We start from the raw sequence: 18,984 nt of genomic DNA, 5'->3' as shown, positions 1-18,984 counted from the left end.
CACTTCAAGCACTAGGGTGGTGGAAGTGATGCGGAACACCGACACGCCGTGAACCCGTCCGTGGGGGCTCGTATCGCGCGTCCATGCGCGGGGCGGTCGGCTAACCTGCATCATGCCCCTGTTTACTATTAAGAACAGCGAGCTAGATGATCTGCGGCATAATTTGCTGGCAGGTGATCGCGGTACGGTTGTTATCAATGATTTCAAATACCGCATCTAACATGGCCGGGACATCTTGCCTGACCATTTCAATTTCGTGATCCAGCAGTGCCACAAACGGGTCACAGTCAAAGCAACCGATCAGCGGGTGTGGCGTACTGCTGCCTGATGCATCCAGCCATTTCACCACCCCTTCCAGCGAGATTGTTGAGTTGACGAATAAACCATAGATAGACGTGGTGCTTTGTGCCATCCACTGGCTGAGGGCGTTTTCCGCTTTTTCAGCCGCATAACCACAGGTGAGAATCTGCTGTTTATCGACCTCCAGACCTAACTCCCGGTGCGCATCGGTGAATCCCCTGAGCCGCTCTTGAGTGTTGTGATCAGTGCCACGGCCACCAATAAAAATAAGCGGTTTGGCTGTACCGTAGCGCTTGCGGCAGTGGGTGAGTGTGCGGCGTGTCAGCTCCTTGGCCCCAGCATAGTTATCAGAAATCACCGAGGGAGCCAGTTTACCGGGTAAATCGAGGTTAATGGAGGGCACACCAAGGGATGCACAGAGTGTAGTGATTTTATCCGGGTCGGTGGCGCCGGTGGCGATTAACCAGTCCACCTGGTAAGAGAGCATGGTGCGAGCGGCGGCAATTTCTAATGCTGGGTCGCGTTGGGTACAGGTGATAATCGGGAATAATCCGCGTTCCCTGGCCATTACCTCAAAGCGTTCGGCAATAGAGCCGAAGTAGCGGTTATCGTATTTGGGCACGATCATGCCGATAATCTTTGATTTCTCGCTACGCAGCAGGCTGGCTTGTTTATTCAGCGCATAGCCTTGTTCCTCAGCGGCACGGGTAATCTTTTCTGCCAACTGGGCACTGATACGGCGTTTTTTCCAGTTGCCGTTCAGCACGGAACTCACCGCTGTTGGCGATACCCCCAGCAGTTCAGCCAGATCATAAATGGTGGTTTTTTTGCTTTTTCCCCGTTGCGTCACGCTGTGTTCTCTTTTTAGTTCACTTGCGTTAGGTAGACTGACAGCAAAATCAAGGGGAGGCAACCTGAAGTAGGGAGAGTATAAAAAACCTGTTTATCTATTTTTATGTGGCCGGTTTCGGTTGGCTAAATCATCGTGCCTAAAGCCGCTTCACATTAGCATCTGGCTGGTGGGCATGATGCGGAACGCTGACACGCCGTAAACCCGTCCCTGGGGGCTCGTATCGCGCGTCCATGCGCTCCACGGTCATCTAACCTGCATCATACCCATCCGCAGCACGATTAGGCGTCGCTATTGAGTGTTTTTCGATGGCGTTAACTACCGTGTTCACCTCACAATGGATTTATTGGGTGGGTGCTGGTTTTTATGTGTTAAGGGCATTGCAGGGTAGGGCGCACCCGCTTATGCGCCCAATCGCTGTCATTGCCCATAATAAGCATTAGCCCCATGTTTACGTAGGAAATGCTTATCAAGCAGAGTACGGGGAAATGACACTGGCTGAGTGGCCAATTTAGTCGTCCACATATTCATATAGGCGATCTCTTCCAGCACTACGGCATTATGCACTGCGTTATCCGGGTCAGAACCCCAGGCAAAAGGGCCATGACCCTGCACCAGCGCGGCGGGGATCGCTAATGGGTCGATATTCATCTCGCGTAGCGTTTCAATAATTACTTGCCCGGTATTGGCCTCGTAGTCTTGAGCGATCTCTTGGTCAGTCAACGGGCGCGTGCAGGGGATGTCACCATAAAAATAGTCGGCATGGGTGGTGCCCATGGTGGCCAATGGCAACCCCGCCTGGGCCCAAATGGTGGCGTGCCGCGAATGGGTATGGACAATTCCCCCCAGTGAAGGATAGGCGCGGTAGAGTGCCAAATGGGTGGCGGTATCTGATGAGGGTTTATAATCCCCTTCAACGACGTTGCCACTTTCCAGCTCGACAATAACCATATCGTTCGCAGTCATTGTCGAATATTCAACCCCAGAAGGTTTTATGACGACCAGCCCTTGTTGACGATCAATACCACTCACATTACCCCAGGTAAAAGTGACCAGGTGATGTTTTGGCAAAGCCAGGTTTGCCTCAAAAACAGCGTTTTTAAGTTCAGGTAACATAATTGAATCCAGAAATAATATTTATTTTTTAATTTAAAAAAGCACGGTGATATTTATTCTCTAACCACGCTTTGGCTTGTTTAATACGATTAAAATCTGTGCCGTCATTTTTCGCCCACATTTCAATTAACCAGGCACCGCGATAATTAAGCGCATGGAGTGTGCGGAATACCTGATCAAAATCGACGCAACCCTCACCAAAAGGGACATCGCGGAATTGCCCTAAAGAAAAAGGGGAAACTTGTTGGGTATCTTTCAAATGAATAGCGGAAATTTTATCGATGCCTTTGCTTAATTCGGCGGCAACATCATTATTCCATGCGCTTAAGTTGCCGACATCTGGGTAGACACAAAACCATGGGCTGCGTATTTTGCTCTCTAAATCTAGCCAGCGTGAAATATTACTCATAAACACGGTATCCATGATTTCTACCGAAAGCATGATTTGTGCTTTTGCCGCTTCAGCCACTGCCCAGTGGATCCCTTCAATAAACAGTTCGCGAGTTTGTGGGCTACTGGGCTCATAATAAACATCGTACCCTGCAAGCTGAATATTGCGGATTCCCACCTGACTGGCAAATGCCAGTGCATCCAGCATTAAGCTACGGGCTTTTTCACGTGTTTCTGTGTTGATACTGCCGAACGGGTAGGCTCGATGGGCCGATAAACAGAGGCTCGGTACATCCATGCCGCTATTGATTTTCGCGGCGACAAATTCCAGCCGCTCATTGCGGCTCCAGTGCAATCGGGCTTGCCGCTGCGGTTTTTCATCCACTGACATTTCAACAAAATTAAAACCGAGGTTGGCAGCCTGGTCAAAACGCTCGGCCCAACTCAGGTCATCAGGGAGCGCTTTTTCATAAATACCTATTTTGGGTGTCATTTTACCGCTCCTACCTGTGATAAAGCGTCTGCCACTTGTAAGTAGCGGCTATAACCTTCGCGCAATTGCTGGTGGCGTTGCTGGTCAGGTTCAAATATCACCACTTCAGGTTGAGTTTGGGCGATCGCTTCACTGAAGCTGGCATAGACACCTTTGCCCACTGCGGCACATAACGCGGCTGCTCGGCAGCCAGCTTGTTCGATATCCACCACTTCGAGAGGCAGATTGGCGGCATCAGCGTACATCTGCGTCCATTTTTTCGACTGGCTGGGCCCACCGGTAAAACGGATTTTATTGATAGCCGGATTGAGGGCGATAATCCGGTCCTGATGCACCAGATGAGAGAAGGTAATGCCGCGATAAATAGCGGCGAGCACATCTTTTTTGGTGTGATGACCACTTAAGCCAATTAACCCACCTTGCAGATCCATGGCTAAATTTGAACCAAACAGATAGGGCAGGAAGACCAGGTTGCTATCACTGCTCTCCCCAATCCACTGTTCAAATTCTTGATAGCAGTTGGCTTGGTCGCTAAAGAATTGTTTTACAAACCAGCTTAAATTGCTGGCAGAGGTCGGGCTGCCTTCATGAACAAAATATTTGTCCGGGATACAGTATTTCCCCCAAATATAGGGGTAGTCACTTTCGACAATACGGTCGGTAACTGAGGTGGCAATGCTCCAGGTTCCGGCTACCGCACTTAAGGTTTTATCATCATCAATGCCGGAGGCGATGGCTGATGAAACCACATCAAAGAAGCCACCAAAAACTGCGGTACCGGGGCATAACCCGCTCTCTTGTGCCGCACTTGGGGTCACATAGCCGACGCAATCTGTGGAGTTGACCACCGGGGCGGTTTTATCCACCACTTCAGGGATGCCAAATAACGCCATCATGCCGCTGTCGTAACGCGAAGTGAGTTGATTATAAAAATTGCTGCCAGAAATATTGGTGATTTCTGCATTAACTTCGCCAGTAAATTTAAAGCGGATATAATCATGCACCATCAAAACAGCATCTATTTTATCGTAATTGGCGGGCTCATGATCTTTCAGCCAAGCCAGTAAAGAGACCGGGTGCCCGGTCCATAACTGCTGTAGACCTTTAGGGTAGGCCTGTTTATCAATGCCGGTTTGATACCATTTTTTTACATAATCAAGTGCCCGAGTATCGGAAGAGATAATACCGTTGCGCACTGGCGCGCCATGTTTATCAATGGCATACAACCCTTTACCGTGTGAGGAAAAGCTAATGCCTTTAATACTGTCGGTACCCACCTGGCTTTGTTCAATTACTTTTCTCACCACATGGCAGACCGTTTGCCACAGTTCATCCATATTGCGTTCGGTAAACCCAGGTTGTTCTGACAGAACCTCGGCGTACTGTGCGACCACATGCACCTCGTTACCTTTTTCGTCATAGATGCCTGCTTTGGTCACCGTGCCACCAATGTCGATCCCGATGAAATTCATTATTTTTTCCTTAATTGGATGCTGTTAGGAAAAAGCGTGATTAACGCCGACTGGAGCTAATAAAGGTCGCACCCCAAATAATCAGGCCTTTAACCAAATATTGAACATAAGGTGAAATACCTAACAGATTAAGGCCGTTGTTTAGTACACCGAGCATCATGGCACCAATCAAAGTACCAATAATCATGCCCCGACCACCGGCAATGGACGCTCCCCCTAATACCACGGCAGCAATCGCATCAAGTTCAAAGCCAACGCCAGCATTGGGCTGACCACTCATCACCCGGGAGGTAAATATCAACCCGGCGAACCCGGCAGTAAAACCACTGATGACATACACCATCAATTTATAATAATTAACCCGCAAGCCACTCAGCCTGGCGGCTTCTTCGTTGCCACCCAGTGAGTAAACATAACGGCCGAAAGGCATATGGTTGAGTACGATATAGAAAATGATATACAGCAGTGCCATCAACACGATGGGAACCTGGATACCGAAAATATATTCCCGCCCCCAGAAGGCAAAGGAATCCGGCAGACCGGCGATGGGATAACCTCCGGTGTAAATCAGTGCTAACCCTTTGGCAATAATCATCGCCCCCAAGGTAACGATGATCGGGGGCATTTTCCCATAAGCAGTTAAAAAGCCATTGAGGAAACCAAATGCGACACCGGCTAATAAGCCAAGTGAAATGGCCATCCAAGGGTCAAGGCCATAGAACTTCATTAAGCCAGCCATTAATGTGCCGCATAAGGCCATCACCGCACCCACTGACAGGTCAATCCCCCCAGTTAAAATGGCGAAGGTCATGCCAATCGCAATAATTGCGTTAATCGACACTTGGCGTGCAACGGTGGATAAGTTTTCAATGGTAAGGAAATAGTCATTAAATATCGACATGCAGCCGAATAACAGCACCAACCCAATAAAAGGTAAGAAGGCCGGGGTTTTCATTAATCGAGCCATCACCCCAATTTGTTTATGGGGTTTGACGATATTCTCAGTAGAAACATTGATATTACTCATTTTTACTCCCTAAATAATATTACCGGCGGCATGTAACATGATGCATGTCGAATTGATATCATCGCCTTCCAATTCAGCGGCGATACTGCCATCACGGAAAACCATTACCCGGTCGCTGACCCCAATAATTTCCGGTAACTCAGACGAAATCATGATGATAGAAATCCCTTGCTTCGTGAGTTTGCGCATGATCTGATATATTTCTGACTTGGCGCCAACATCGATACCCCGTGTGGGTTCATCGAAAACAAGAATGTTAATGTCATGATTGAGCCAGCGAGAGATCACCACTTTTTGCTGGTTGCCACCACTTAATGTGCCGACCATGGTCCAGGCATCGGGGGTTTTTACCCCCACATGTGAGATTAATTTATTGGTGGTTGCTAACTCTTGTGAGTCGTTAATCAGCAAACGGTGTAGCGAATGTTTATTCAGCCAAATATTATCTTTAACTGAAAAGGGCAGAATGAGCCCCTGTGTTTTACGGCTTTCCGGTAATAGACCAATCCCCAGTTTTAATGCCTGGGCGGTGGAATTAATGGTGGTCGGTTTACCATACAAGGTAATGCTCTTATTAAAGCATTTATCGGCCCCGGTCATCGCCAGAATAGTTTCACTACGCCCTGAGCCGACCAACCCCGCCAGACCTAATATTTCCCCTTTGCGTAACGTCAGCCGGTTCTGTGGGCTGTCATTGGTGAGTTGAATTGCCGCATCCAGGATCACTTCCCGCGGCCCCAGGGTGCGTTTTTCTGGATAAATATTCGCCACCTCACGGCCCACCATCATTTGAATCATGGTGGCAATATCGACATTATCTACTTGGGCGGAACCAATATATTGGCCGTCACGCAGGATACTCAGGTTGTCGCAGATCTCATAAATCTCTTCCAAATGGTGTGAGATAAAGAACATCCCCACCCCTTTGGCTTTGAGATCTCGCATCACGCGGAACAGGTGTTCGGCTTCACTGGGGGTTAAGGTGGCGGTAGGTTCGTCAAGTACCAGAATGCGTGCCTCCAGTGACAAGGCTTTGGCTATTTCAACGAATTGCTGCTCGGCAACACTGAGATGACAGATTTGCTCATCGGGATTGAGCGTAACACCCAATTCATTAAAAATTCTTAGCGCTTCCTGACGCATTTTTTTACGATCAAGTAAACCAAGACTATTGGTTATTTCGCGGTTCAAGAATATATTTTCGTAGGCATTCAAGTAAGGAATTAAAGAGAACTCCTGAAAAATAATCCCCACCCCGGCGCGAATAGCATCACGATAGTTTTTAAAGTGTTGCTCTTCATCGTTGATAAAAATAGCGCCACTATCTGGTTGATAGATACCGCAAAGCACTTTCATTAACGTTGATTTACCGGCACCATTTTCACCGATCAGCGCATGAATTTCCCCACGCTTTAGCGTTATGTTGATATTATCAAGCGCTTTTACGCCGGGGAACGCTTTACTTACGTTCTTGATCTCCAGTAAATTCATGACACATATCACTCCGTCAGAATATACTCTTCATAATTCAAGTTTTAAGTTGCCCTGGTGTTGGCGATATTATTCACTTGAATTATTTAGAGTGTAGGTTTCATTGCCTTAATCTAATGTTTTTATATAAGGCTGCGAGTGGCTCGCAACCTTATTGGTTTATGACAGACAATGTATTAATTACCAGTGGAAATCTTTAGCATTGGTTTTGTCGATCAGTTTAACATCGACGGGAATAGTGGCTGGGATATTAGCACCCCAATATTTAGCCAGTGCAATGCCTAAACCAATGCGCACCTGATCACGTGGGAATTGCGCTGCGGTGGCAATAAATGGCGTGTTACCTTTGGCAATTTCAGACACGGCTTCTGGTGAGCCGTCAACACTCACCAGTTTCACATCACGGCCAGCAGACTGAATCGCTGCCAATGCGCCCAGAGAGCCGACATCGTTCACGCTGAAAATACCGTTCAGGGTAGGGTTGGATTGCAGCATGTTTTCGGTGACACTCATGGCGGTATCACGTTCTTGTTTGCCATTCAGCTTGGTCAGGATTTTGATATCGGGATGCTTTTTCATCGCCGCTTCAAACCCGCGCACACGCTCAAGGATCGGGACTACCGGGATGCCATCCAGAATGGCGACGTTACCTTTGTTACCTAATGCAGCAGCCAGGCTTTCACCGGCAATAAAGCCAGCATCGTAGTTTTTGGAACCGACAAAGGAATCAATCGGGCCGTTGGCTTGTGCATCAATGGCGACGACCACTACCCCGGCTTTTTTCGCGGCAAGGACGGCAGCTTCAGCGCCAACACTGTCGGCAGGGTTAATTAACAGGATATCGATTTTTTTCTGAATCATATCTTCGATATCACTGATTTGCTTGGAGACATCGTGCGCCGCATCAGCCGTATATAATTTGGCATTGATATCGTTGGTGGCTGCCTCAAGGGACTGCTTCATGGTGACAAAGTATTCGTTGTTTAATTCTTGAAATGACATACCCACAGTTAATTGTTTGGCATTGACCCCTGAAATTAACCCCAGGGACATTAAGCCGACCAATAACGTTTTGCATTTGAATTTCTTGAACATGTAACTTCTCCTTATATCACTACGCGGTATTGAGTTTATTGTTGTCGCTCTCGATAAATGAGAGCTTGGTTATGTACCCTTCCTTGGGCTGATTGAACAACTTACGGGTTTATAACGACTTTGATGGAATCAAGTGATTTGGCCATATCAAAGGCTTGCTGCCATTCATCAATCGGGTAGAAGTGAGTGACAATGCCTTCAGCGGTAGCCAAGCCACGGCTGAACAGGTCAATCGCCACGTCATAACTGTAAGGGCCCAGGTGAGCACCACGAATATCCAGCTCTTTACGGTCGCCGATAATTGACCAGTCAACGGTGGTTTCTTTACCAAATACGCTGAACTCAACGAAACGCCCTAACTTGCGGATCATTTCTAGCCCTTGGGTGACACCAATGGGGGCGCCAGTGGCTTCAATATAGACATCACAGCCGTAGCCTTCCGTCATGGATTTGACCAGGCTGACGGCATCTTCTTTGGCTGCATTGATAACCACATCAGCACCAAACTTTTTCGCCAGTGCCAGGCGGTCTTCCATGGTGTCGATAACGATCAGCTTTTTCGGTGTTTTCAGGTGGGCGATCTGTACCATACACAGGCCCAGTGGCCCGGCACCGGCGATCACCACCACGTCGTTCAGGTCGATATCACCGCGACGCACGGTATGAATGGCACAGGCCATCGGTTCGATCAGTGCCGCATCTGCTTCGGATAAGCTATCTGGAATGCGGTGAATAATGGCCCGCTCAGAGAAGCGCATATATTCCGCCATCGCACCGTCTGCCACGTCTTTCTGGAAACCGTAAATATCATGAACTTCACACATCCAATATTTGCCGGTTTTACAGAAACGGCACTCATTGCAAGGCACAATCTGCTCAGCAAGAATACGGTCGCCAATTTTCAGTTTATGTTTTTCAGCGGCTCCCGGGCCTAATTCGGCCACACGACCATAAAATTCGTGGCCAGGCACCACCGGGGTTTTTACCCAAGGATCATCCCCCCAAAACATCGGTGCGCCATCATTGGCTTTACAGTCACCGGCGCAAATCCCGCAGCCATCGACTTTTATGACCACTTCTCTCTCTTTTGCCACTGGGCGGTTAATTTTTTCAAAGCGATAATCTTTTGGACCATGACATACAACCGCTTTCATATTTTCAGGTAATTTTTCCATAGCAAGCCTCTTGTCCACAGATGACATTTTATTTAGCGAATGAATGGGCTATATAGCGGGTAACACCATATCCTTACGAATATATGCTACTCGAATTATTCAGACTGCAATTTAGACTACAAGTAAATTAATCTATTTGGCTCAGTGATTAATCTGTTTCAATGGTTTCAATTTCTTTACATCGATACTTTTCCGCTGGTAGTTTATTGGTTATTAGCACATCAATATCACTCAGGTTGCAAATTTTATAAATTGAGTGTTGGTCAAATTTCCTGGAGTCAGCGAGCAATATTTTTTTATCTGTCACCTTTAACATTTCCTGTTTTAAACGGACATTGAGTTCACTGCCATCTCTAATGGCATATTCAGAGTCAATCCCCTGACAGGAAAAGAAAAATTTACTGACTTTAAAACTTTTAATTGTCATTTCTGCCACTGGCCCATGGAAGTCACCATGTCGTTCAGAGTACTCACCACCCACGCTGATGATCCTGACTTTCTTACGACAGGCCAATGTCTGCACGATATTCAAAGAGTTAGTGATCACGGTGATATCAATATCTGGCATCTGTCGGGCGATAAACCAGCAGGTCGTACTGTTATCCATCATGATACAATCATTTTCTTTAATAAGTTGCAGCGCGGCCTTGGCTATTTTAGTTTTAAAATCAGTTCCTTCATGAGTCCGTTTAAGAAAAGATTCGGCTTTATCAACAAAATGTTTAAGCCCTGTTGGATGGTCACCTTCAACAGTAAACGCATTATTTTCAGGGAGTGCCGCTCCGCCGAAACTACGAACAATTTTCTTATTGGCTGCTAATACGGTTAAATCTCTACGAATAGTCTCAATAGAAACGTTAAATATATTTGATAATTCTTTAACCTGGGCAAAACCATTTTTTTGTATATGGTTGAATATTAATATATGACGTTCAACCTGCAGCATTAGTGCTCTCGATTATTATATTTTGTGTACGACTACAATACCTAATTTTGTCCATACTGTTAAGTGACTGGCCTCATACAATATCATATCAATGATGTTGATCCCCTTTCATTTGAGACTGATCGTTTCTTCATGCTCTTATCTTACAGTCCGTGTACATTTTTTTGTGATTAATATCTCAAATTATCCCGTTTTTAATGTTGCAAAAAATCGAGGTAAAACGGCTTCGGTCATAATCGGGCATATTTTTATGACCGATTGTGACCGAGTTGTTGGGTGTTTTGACGGTTTTTGAGCATCAATGCCCTAATTGCAGCTAAAAAACACATTTATACAGCAGGTTGAGCAATACACTATTGGCGCTGATTATGTTGTGAAATGTTGAGGGCGGTTACCCACCTTAGGGTGATCATTGGGGGCGCGAATTCAGATAATAAGTGCAACGAAGGGGGATGCCGCTGAGTTTGGCGCGGCACCCCTGAGGTACGCCAATTAGTGTGCTTTCCTCACTGATTTCGCACACTGTTGTAGCAGCTTGTAGGCTTGATAACGCTCAGCATGACAGTGTTTGAGTTGCTCTTCTGGATAATATTCACGGTCAAGATGGGTAAAGTGCTGCATGGCCTCGGCAACCGATGCGGATATTTTACCGGCAACCGCACCCAGGATCGCTGACCCCAGCAAAACCGGTTCGCTGCATTGGGTGGTCAACACCGGGCGGTCACAGGTATCGGCCAGAATTTGCCTGACCAACGGATGTTGACCCGCCCCCCCACTGATAACCACATTTTCAGTCATCAGGCCCTGTTTGCTCTGCGCATCAATAATTTGCCGTAAGCCATAGCCGATTCCGCAAAGGCCAGCAACATACAGGGCGATCAGGCTATCCAGATCCCGTTCCATGCCCAGACCGGCAATAATGGCGCGTGCATGAGGATCGGCAAATGGGGCTCGGTTGCCCAAAAACTCTGGGACAACATGGATACCCTCAGCCAGGTTAACCACCTCAGATGCCGAGGTGACTTTTTGCAATGCCAGGTCGGCGAGGAATACCGGCAAGGGTACCCCGGCATTTTTCGCCAGTATTGATGCCTTGGGGGTTGCCGGGTGCAGTGTCAACAACTGGTCGATGGCGGCACCAGCGGCACTTTGCCCCCCTTCGTTTAGCCAGTAACCCGGCACCATTGCGGAATAATAAGGCCCCCAAACCCCTGGGACGAAAATAGGATCCTGTGTGGTGGCCATGGTGCAAGAAGAAGTACCGAAAACATAAGCTAGATGGCTGGTGGCGCCGGCATTAACCCCAACGGTGCCAATGCCCCCGGCGTGCGCGTCGATCATGCCTACAGCAATGGGAGTACCTACGGGCAAACCCATTTCTTTGGCTGCTGCTGCTGCCAAGCCCTGACCACAAGGGGTTCCGGGTTCAACGATATGCTGGCCGATGCGGGCGAAGTGTTCATCAGCCAACTCTTCGAGCCCAATGGTACGGAAGTAGCTTTCATCCCAGCGTTTTTCATGCGCCAGATAGGTCCATTTGCAGGTGACGGTACAGATAGAACGTGCCAGATCGCCAGTGGCTCGCCAGGTTAAATAATCTGCCAGATCAAAAAATTGCCAGGCCTGGTCATAGATTTCCCGGCGGTGTTCTTTCAGCCAGGCTATTTTCGGGGTTTCCATCTCCGGGGAGATTTTGCCACCGACATATTGCAACACGGGATGCTGGGTGGCGTTAATGCGTTCGGCTTGCTCAGTGGCTCGGTGATCCATCCAGACGATGATATTACGCTCAGCCTCTTCTGAAGGGCCGACCGCCAACGGTGTGCCATTTTCACCCACCACCACCAGAGAACAGGTGGCGTCAAAGCCGACCCCGGCTACCGAAGAGGGCTCAATGCCGGAAGTGGCCACCGCTTGTTTGATACAGTGGCAAACCGCTTGCCAGATCTCCTGGCTTGACTGTTCGACGATATGGCCCGTATGGCGATATAGCGTGATCGGTTGGGTAGCATGGGCCAGTAAGGTACCTGCAAGGTCAAAAACACCCGCCCGGACACTTCCTGAACCCACATCCACGCCAATAATAGTTTTATTGTTATTAGTCATAACCCAGTTCCTCGGTAACGATATATACCCGTCGCCAATGAAACCGCAGCGGTGTTGGCTGCTTTTACTCACCCCAGTCACTTACTCTTGTAAGCTCCTGGGGCTTCGCTCAGTTGCCGCCTACCTGCAACTTCATTGAACTTGGGGATAGCGATAGGTCGCGTTAACTTTTATTGTGTAGCTCAATCGATGGAGCAGCATTATCACCGAGCAATGGCGATATCAAGGTCAGCGTCAGGAGGGGCGTTAAATTTGTGAATCAGCTCGAAGAAATAGAGCGTCTCTCGCGGCTACAACTTACATAGCGATGGGTATAGATCGACTCCTTTGATTAATGACAAGGTAACCGAGTGCTTACCCTCACTATAATTGAGCCCATTTTCTTTTCACTGGTATGTAAGCATGGCTTATCAACTTAACCTCAATTGGCCGGAATTTTTAGAACAATATTGGCAGAAAAAGCCAGTGGTATTGAAGAATGCCTTTCCAAACTTCATTGACCCGATTACGCCGGATGAACTGGCTGGCCTGACGATGGAGCCTGAAGTTGATAGCCGTCTGGTGAGTCAGCACAACGGGGTGTGGCAGGCGAGTTATGGGCCGTTTGAGCAATTTGACCATCTGGGGGAAACCGGTTGGTCTCTGTTGGCGCAGGCAGTGAATCATTGGCATGCTCCATCAGCCGAATTAGTGCGTCCGTTTCGTGTCTTGCCGGATTGGCGGTTGGATGATCTGATGATCTCTTTTTCCGTGCCGGGTGGCGGGGTGGGGCCGCATATTGACCAGTATGATGTCTTTATTATCCAGGGGATGGGGAGCCGTCGCTGGCGTGTTGGCGATAAATTACCACTGAAGCAATTTTGCCCACATCCTGCCTTGCTGCATGTTGAGCCTTTCGAGCCGATCATTGATGAAGATCTTGAACCTGGTGATATTTTGTATATCCCACCGGGTTTCCCCCATGATGGTTTAACCCACACAACCGCCTTCAACTATTCTGTTGGCTTCCGTGGGCCGAATGGCAGGGATCTAATCAGTAGTTTTGCTGACTATGCCCTGGAAAATGACCTGGGTAGTGAGCATTACAGTGATCCAGATTTAACCTGCCGCGAACATCCGGGCCGGGTTGAGGATTACGAGTTGGATCGTCTGCGCCGCATGATGATCGATGTGATTAATCAGCCGGAAGATTTTAAGCAGTGGTTTGGCCGCTTTGCCACCACGCCACGCCATGAGTTGGATATTGCCCCGGCAGAACCTCCTTATCAACCCGATGAGATCCTCGGTGCTTTGATGGATGGCGAACGCTTGATGCGTCTTAGCGGGCTACGAGTGCTGCAAGTGGGAGATGGCTTCTTTATCAATAGTGAAAGATTGGCCACTGTTGATCCGATTGCTGCAGAGGCTTTGTGCCAATACACCACACTGGGTAAAAAAGAGTTAGCTGGGGCGTTACAAAATCCGGCCTTCGTGGCTGAGTTAACTGCGCTGGTTAATCAGGGTTATTGGTTCTTTGACGAGTAATCAGGGTTTAAGTCGCTTGAATAATCATGGGCAGGCCAATGGGCCTGCCCATGGCTTTTAGGGCACAGAGGGTCAACTAAATAATGACCACTCTTATTGCTTGGCGCTTTGTGGTGAGTGGTGGTTAGGTTAGAATCCACACCTCTTTTTTACCCTATCACCGTGAATACACCTTTTATGCCTTTTGATTGGTTTGATATTACCCCCTTTGGATGGAACCACATTTTTGCTTGTTTGATCTGTGGTTCATTTATTGGCTTGGAAAGGCAACTGCATGGCAAACCAGTGGGAATGAGAACCTCCACCTTGATTGTTTTGGGGAGTTACTGTTTTCTGGCAACTAGTACACATCTCAGTAGTCAAGCCGCAGATCAGGCCAGGGTTTTGGGGCAATTGATAACCGGTATTGGTTTTTTGGGAGCCGGTGTGATGATGACTCAGAATGGGCAAGTGACCGGGGTGACTTCTGCTGCGACGGTGTGGATGCTGGCAGCACTGGGGGCGATGATCGGCCTGGATATGCTGCGCCAGTCAATCGCCATGACGTTGATTACTCTGGCGGTATTGGTGGGTATCAACTGGTTGGAAACCAGCTTTAAATCGCTGCAGCGGGGCATTTACTATCAGCGAAAACATAAAACTGAGGAGCATGATGAGCATTGATCGAGGGCGCGTCCCATGTCTGTGAAGCAACGTCATCATGCAACGAGAAAATGGCAGGAAGAGAACCGAGAGGCTATTGAGGCGTTAAACGGTTTTCATGATGAGCACGGTTGTTTTAGCGATGAGTACAGGACGTTTTAACGCTGCTATTCACCGTATACTGTAATACTGGAAAAAGCAGCACTATCCCCTGTTGCTTGATGTAACTAGCGATATTATCGGACAGTTAAACCGCCGACTGGTGATCCTGTTGTTGCCTGTTGAAAAATAACCGGGTGATAATCGCCCAGATCGAATGATCCCCCTTATACGATTTGATGACAGGTTAATTCCCGCGGTGGTTCAGTCATCTTCCGAAAATAACCACTGCCAGAACGCTACCTCTGACGAATAAAGCTCACAAGCTTGGGTTGGGCAATACGCTGATAATCATGAGTATTGAGGATTAATGAGCGCTCCAGTGTGCCCGCATTAAAGGCCAATTCATCAAAACGTTGGAACAGCAATGGGTCGGCAACCAGCATCAAATCGGCATGGAAACTGAAGGGGGGAATGGCACCAAAAACACAATCGGTCAGTTGGGTGACTTCCACAGGGCTGGCTAATGAGGCCCGGCTACCACCGACGCCTTGTGCCAAGGCCACCAGGTCTGCTTGCTGGTCAGCAGGTAATACCGCCAGAACATGTTGTTTGATGCCGTTACCCTTGACATGGCACACCAACGCTTTTGCGCCTTGCCCCAATTGGGTGCCGCGGATTTTAGCGACTTCTTCAGACTTTCCCGCCATTGGGTGTTCAACGACACGGTAACGAGCCTGTTGTTGGTCGAGAAGGGTGGTTAACAGGTTAAAGGTGGTAGTAGACACGCGCTATGCTCCTGATTATATCTACCCGTCGCCCTGCAAGCTGCGGGGTTGTTGGCTGCTCTTACTCACCCTGGTCACATAGTTGGCTATGCTCCCAGGGATTCACTCGATTGCCGCCTACCTGCAACTGGAATGAACTTGGGTATAAACCCGTCGCCCTCCAAGCTGCCGCGTAAAAAGCGGCAACTTGAGTAAACCAGGGTTGGAATCAGTTTAGCATACCATTTAACACCAACATGGTAATCATCCCCCCGACAGCCGGAATCAGTGTACGGCGGACGATCATAAAGGGTGAGCACTCACCCGCTTTACTCACCGCAATGATCACACCCGAAACCGGGGAAATGGCTCTTCCCATTCCCGCCATTAATTGCATTGGCAGGAGCATGCTGACTGCACTTTCACCAAATTTGGCGGCAATGCCGGGTGCCAACCCTGAGAAAGAGAAGAAAGCGGCTACACCGGAGCCAGTAAGCGCTGCGGTTACACAAACCAGCAGTGCCATAACCACGGTCATATTACCAAAGCCAAAACCGGCGGATTGCACCGTCTGGATGATAAAGTCAACGGCACCAATGATTTGTAGGCCCTGTGCAAAAATATCGGCACAAACCAGCAGTGAAACAATGCTGGTAAACATGGTGCCCATGCCTTGGAAAAAGGCCATGATGCCTTTACACGCCGCTTTGAAATCGCGCTTTACCAGCAATTCACAGAAAAATGCCAGCAGGGTACCGATAATCATCGCGGTCACCACATCCATCTTGATGCTGCTGACCACCAGTGGACTAAAGACAATCACCAATATTACCGGGAAGATAGGCAAGAATGCATAAAATGCCGGTACCTTGGCATTATCTTCACTGGTGAGAGACTCTGGTGATACTGGGGTGACGCGATGGCCATCTTTAGCATCAAAATAGCGTGCGCTGAAAAAGATCAGGATTGATACCACCAGCATGACACCTATCGCTACTGGCATCTGGTAGTGGGCAAAGTAAATGGCGGTCTCCATATTGGCATGTTTCGCCGCCAAGTTAGCAGTACCTACCGCAGGGCCAAGATCCATAAATGCTGACATCCCGATCATGGCAGCCGCAGCCGCTTTGCTCACCCCTAGCCGGACTAACACCGGGAAGAACGTCACCAATAACAGCATGGCCAGACCCGCCGCACTGGAAATCGCCACATGTAGCAGTTGAGATAAAATGTAGCCAATCGCCAGGATCAGGTAAGGGGCTTTGAACATTTGCAATGGCTTGATACACAAGTTGACCATCGCATTGGATGCCTTGATACGATCCATATAGTCAGCAAAGCCACCAGCGGCCATGATGATTAAACCAATACCCGCTACTTGGGTTGTTAAAGACTCTTTAACAAAGGCAAAAATATCCCCACCTACCCAACCAATGGATTTTGCTTTACCGTACAAAATCGATTTTTCAGGGAAGAAGAGTGCTGTAATCAGTAATAAACTCAACCCGGCCAAGAGTAAAATGGTCTGTGGTTGATAGTTTTTGATAATAAACCAGGCGGCTATCACGGTAATAACCATGCCTATGATAAATTCAATCATCATGCCTCTCTTTTATTCAGGTCCATTTAATTTACCCCATTAGGGGTTATCTACCTGTCATCGAGTTCCACTTCACGCTCACCCCTTGGGCTTAACGTGAAGTCGAATTTATTGAGCGATAAATTCGCGCAACAGCCTATTGTAATAATCCGGCGCCTGGAAATAAGGAGCATGGCCCAAGCCGGGCATCTCGACATGCCGGCTATAGGGCACCAGTGCTAATAGCTCGGCTTTCAATTGAGGCTGCACCACGCGGTCTTCTTCGCCGGTAAGGATCAAGGTTGGCATTTTGAGTTGTGGCAGTAGCGCGCGGTTGTCCGCCAGTTGCAGCATACGGGTTGCGCGCCTTAACCCTTCCAGATTGGTTTCTGCCGCAATTTCTGCGGCATAATCTAATACCGCAGTAGGGACATTGGCAAAGGGTAACAGGTCACGAGCACGGTTTTTGCCATAGGCTTCCCGGCCGATTTCGGCGAGCTCTTTCAGCCGTTTTTCCAGTTTTTCTGAGCTTGGGGCAGATTCTGGTGCGCCATAGCCCGGGTGGGTACAAGAGAGTACCAACGTTTTGACCTTATCCGGGTGGCGAGCGGCATAGCGGCTGGCGATGGTCCCGCCCATTGAATGCCCGACCAGGATAACTTTTCCAGTGGTACTGGTTTGAATCAGTTCATGCAGCATCTGCTCATAGGCGCTGATATCTGCAGGGACCAGGGCAGAGCTGGCATAACCGGGGGCATCCCAGGCGATAACGCGGTGACTCGGTGAGAAGGCGGCAAACTGGAATGCCCAGGCTTTGGAACTGCCTAGGATACCGTGCAAAAAGACAATGGTTTCACCTTCACCACCGGTGCGGAATGATAAATTCCCTTGGGTGGTCGCCATTATTTGTTGCTCTGGGCAGGCGGGGACGAGCTGGGATTCACTACTCATATTAAACCTCTTTACAACACCAATACTCAATGTTAGCCATTACATGGCGATATTATTTTTTATTAAAGACATTAAATGCCTCAAATAAAGACTCCATTACCTGGAAGTTAGCATTTAATTCATCCGCATTGACTTCACCCATATAATTAACCAAGGCTTCAATTAAGACAAACCCTGCGCTACGGCTGCTGAAGAGTCCGCTGTTTTGACTTTCCATCAACAGCATGGCAGTGGCAAAATGGCTGAATGGATTAACAGCATTGTCAGTGATAACCACGGTATCGCCACGGTTTTGATAGAACCATTTGATTAGGCGGGTGGTAACACTGGAAAAACGATAATAAGAAATGGCCAGCAGGACATCACCGGGTTGAGAGTCAATTAACTTATGGGGTAGGTTAGCAATATTGGCATCCAGTAATACAATGTCTTTCTTAATATAGCGGCCAAGTAAATAAAAATACTCCGCGAGGGCATGTGCCGTTGCACTGCCGATAACATAAAGTTTCTTTTTGGGATCACCAATGAGTGCAATGGCTTTTTCCAGCTCTTCCACATTGAGGTTTTTTAGCGTGTTATTGATATTTCTAATGGTATCGCTGCAGTGTTTCTCAATAAACGCGATATTGCTGTTTCTGCTTTTATGGTTATGAAAACGTTCAATGGGGGAGCGGTTTTTATGCAGATCCGGTTCAATGGCTGACTCTTTGAAATCACGAAAACCGCTGAAACCTATCTTCACCATAAATCTACCCAGGGTTGATTTGGCTATATTGATCTCATTGCAAATATCAATCACGGTACTGTAGGGGATGGATTCGAAATGCTTATTGAAGTAGTTGATGATTCGTTGGTCTGTTGCGGTCAGGCCAGTTAATGCGTTAATACGTTGAGAGAACTCTGCCCGATCCATGTCATCTTTCCCCCTGCGTAATTTGATTACCCATTAATAACCAAACCA

Annotated in this window: 16 protein-coding genes and 2 pseudogenes; 4 read left to right on the top strand and 14 right to left on the bottom strand. The window is 48.1% G+C overall.

All coding sequences use genetic code 11. The features are described 5' to 3' along the window. Positions 1 to 142 precede the first annotated feature (142 nt). From ACX9GV_RS12690 to ACX9GV_RS12645, 10 genes are all read right to left on the bottom strand, one after another. Positions 143 to 1,150: a LacI family DNA-binding transcriptional regulator gene (locus ACX9GV_RS12690; RefSeq protein WP_473195760.1), complete on the bottom strand. Its 1,008-nt coding sequence runs from the start codon at positions 1,148 to 1,150 to the stop codon at positions 143 to 145. A 420-nt stretch (positions 1,151 to 1,570) separates the two neighbouring features. Next, positions 1,571 to 2,266 carry an L-ribulose-5-phosphate 4-epimerase gene (araD, locus tag ACX9GV_RS12685; protein WP_473195759.1) on the bottom strand — a complete coding sequence of 232 codons (696 nt, stop codon included), beginning with the start codon at positions 2,264 to 2,266 and terminating at the stop codon, positions 1,571 to 1,573. 28 nt (positions 2,267 to 2,294) lie between these two features. Beyond that, entirely contained in the window at positions 2,295 to 3,149 is an 855-nt protein-coding gene (locus ACX9GV_RS12680) for an L-ribulose-5-phosphate 3-epimerase (protein WP_473195758.1), read from the bottom strand. Then, positions 3,146 to 4,621, bottom strand: coding sequence for an FGGY-family carbohydrate kinase (locus tag ACX9GV_RS12675; RefSeq protein WP_473195757.1), 1,476 nt, complete (start codon positions 4,619 to 4,621; stop codon positions 3,146 to 3,148). The genes ACX9GV_RS12680 and ACX9GV_RS12675 overlap by 4 nt, the downstream gene beginning before the upstream one ends. A gap of 40 nt (positions 4,622 to 4,661) precedes the next feature. Beyond that, on the bottom strand, positions 4,662 to 5,588 hold the full coding sequence (locus ACX9GV_RS12670; RefSeq protein WP_051791322.1) for an ABC transporter permease: 927 nt from the start codon (positions 5,586 to 5,588) through the stop codon (positions 4,662 to 4,664). A gap of 69 nt (positions 5,589 to 5,657) precedes the next feature. Then, positions 5,658 to 7,139 (bottom strand): sugar ABC transporter ATP-binding protein, encoded by a 1,482-nt coding sequence (locus ACX9GV_RS12665; RefSeq protein ID WP_473195756.1) that lies wholly within the window; start codon positions 7,137 to 7,139, stop codon positions 5,658 to 5,660. A 180-nt stretch (positions 7,140 to 7,319) separates the two neighbouring features. Next, entirely contained in the window at positions 7,320 to 8,234 is a 915-nt protein-coding gene (locus ACX9GV_RS12660; protein ID WP_473195755.1) for an ABC transporter substrate-binding protein, read from the bottom strand. A 101-nt stretch (positions 8,235 to 8,335) separates the two neighbouring features. Further along, positions 8,336 to 9,409 (bottom strand): zinc-binding dehydrogenase, encoded by a 1,074-nt coding sequence (locus ACX9GV_RS12655; protein WP_023492630.1) that lies wholly within the window; start codon positions 9,407 to 9,409, stop codon positions 8,336 to 8,338. Positions 9,410 to 9,557: 148 nt separating this feature from the next. Next, entirely contained in the window at positions 9,558 to 10,355 is a 798-nt protein-coding gene (locus ACX9GV_RS12650) for a DeoR/GlpR family DNA-binding transcription regulator (RefSeq protein ID WP_037387047.1), read from the bottom strand. A gap of 492 nt (positions 10,356 to 10,847) precedes the next feature. After that, positions 10,848 to 12,461 carry an FGGY-family carbohydrate kinase gene (locus ACX9GV_RS12645; protein WP_473195754.1) on the bottom strand — a complete coding sequence of 538 codons (1,614 nt, stop codon included), beginning with the start codon at positions 12,459 to 12,461 and terminating at the stop codon, positions 10,848 to 10,850. Positions 12,462 to 12,863: 402 nt separating this feature from the next. On the opposite strand from ACX9GV_RS12645, the gene ACX9GV_RS12640 reads away from it, so the two are divergent. The 4 genes and pseudogenes from ACX9GV_RS12640 to ACX9GV_RS12625 all read left to right on the top strand — a co-directional run. After that, entirely contained in the window at positions 12,864 to 13,985 is a 1,122-nt protein-coding gene (locus tag ACX9GV_RS12640; RefSeq protein ID WP_473195753.1) for a ribosomal protein uL16 3-hydroxylase, read from the top strand. A gap of 177 nt (positions 13,986 to 14,162) precedes the next feature. Continuing rightward, a complete protein-coding gene (locus ACX9GV_RS12635; protein WP_473195752.1) occupies positions 14,163 to 14,648 on the top strand; it encodes an MgtC/SapB family protein in 486 nt (161 codons plus the stop codon). Positions 14,649 to 14,684: 36 nt separating this feature from the next. Then, positions 14,685 to 14,789 (top strand): annotated as a pseudogene (locus ACX9GV_RS12630) (type II toxin-antitoxin system CcdA family antitoxin); the annotation flags it as partial. Between the two features lie 2 nt (positions 14,790 to 14,791). Then, positions 14,792 to 14,916: pseudogene (locus tag ACX9GV_RS12625) on the top strand (CcdB family protein); the annotation flags it as partial. Positions 14,917 to 15,025: 109 nt separating this feature from the next. Here ACX9GV_RS12625 and ACX9GV_RS12620 read toward each other — a convergent pair. From ACX9GV_RS12620 to ACX9GV_RS12605, 4 genes are all read right to left on the bottom strand, one after another. Then, the gene (locus ACX9GV_RS12620; RefSeq protein WP_473195751.1) at positions 15,026 to 15,514 is read right to left on the bottom strand and encodes a YbaK/EbsC family protein; all 489 of its coding nucleotides are present in this window, start codon (positions 15,512 to 15,514) and stop codon (positions 15,026 to 15,028) included. A gap of 208 nt (positions 15,515 to 15,722) precedes the next feature. Next, entirely contained in the window at positions 15,723 to 17,093 is a 1,371-nt protein-coding gene (dcuC, locus tag ACX9GV_RS12615) for a C4-dicarboxylate transporter DcuC (protein ID WP_473198033.1), read from the bottom strand. 108 nt (positions 17,094 to 17,201) lie between these two features. Then, entirely contained in the window at positions 17,202 to 18,023 is an 822-nt protein-coding gene (locus ACX9GV_RS12610) for an alpha/beta fold hydrolase (protein WP_473195750.1), read from the bottom strand. A 52-nt stretch (positions 18,024 to 18,075) separates the two neighbouring features. Beyond that, positions 18,076 to 18,936 carry a MurR/RpiR family transcriptional regulator gene (locus tag ACX9GV_RS12605; RefSeq protein ID WP_473195749.1) on the bottom strand — a complete coding sequence of 287 codons (861 nt, stop codon included), beginning with the start codon at positions 18,934 to 18,936 and terminating at the stop codon, positions 18,076 to 18,078. Positions 18,937 to 18,984 lie beyond the last annotated feature (48 nt).

It is taken from the genome of Serratia sp. 25CWL12, assembly GCF_055790885.1.
The sequence above is the reverse complement of the archived record's forward strand: the minus strand, read 5'-3'. Positions and strand labels throughout refer to the sequence as shown.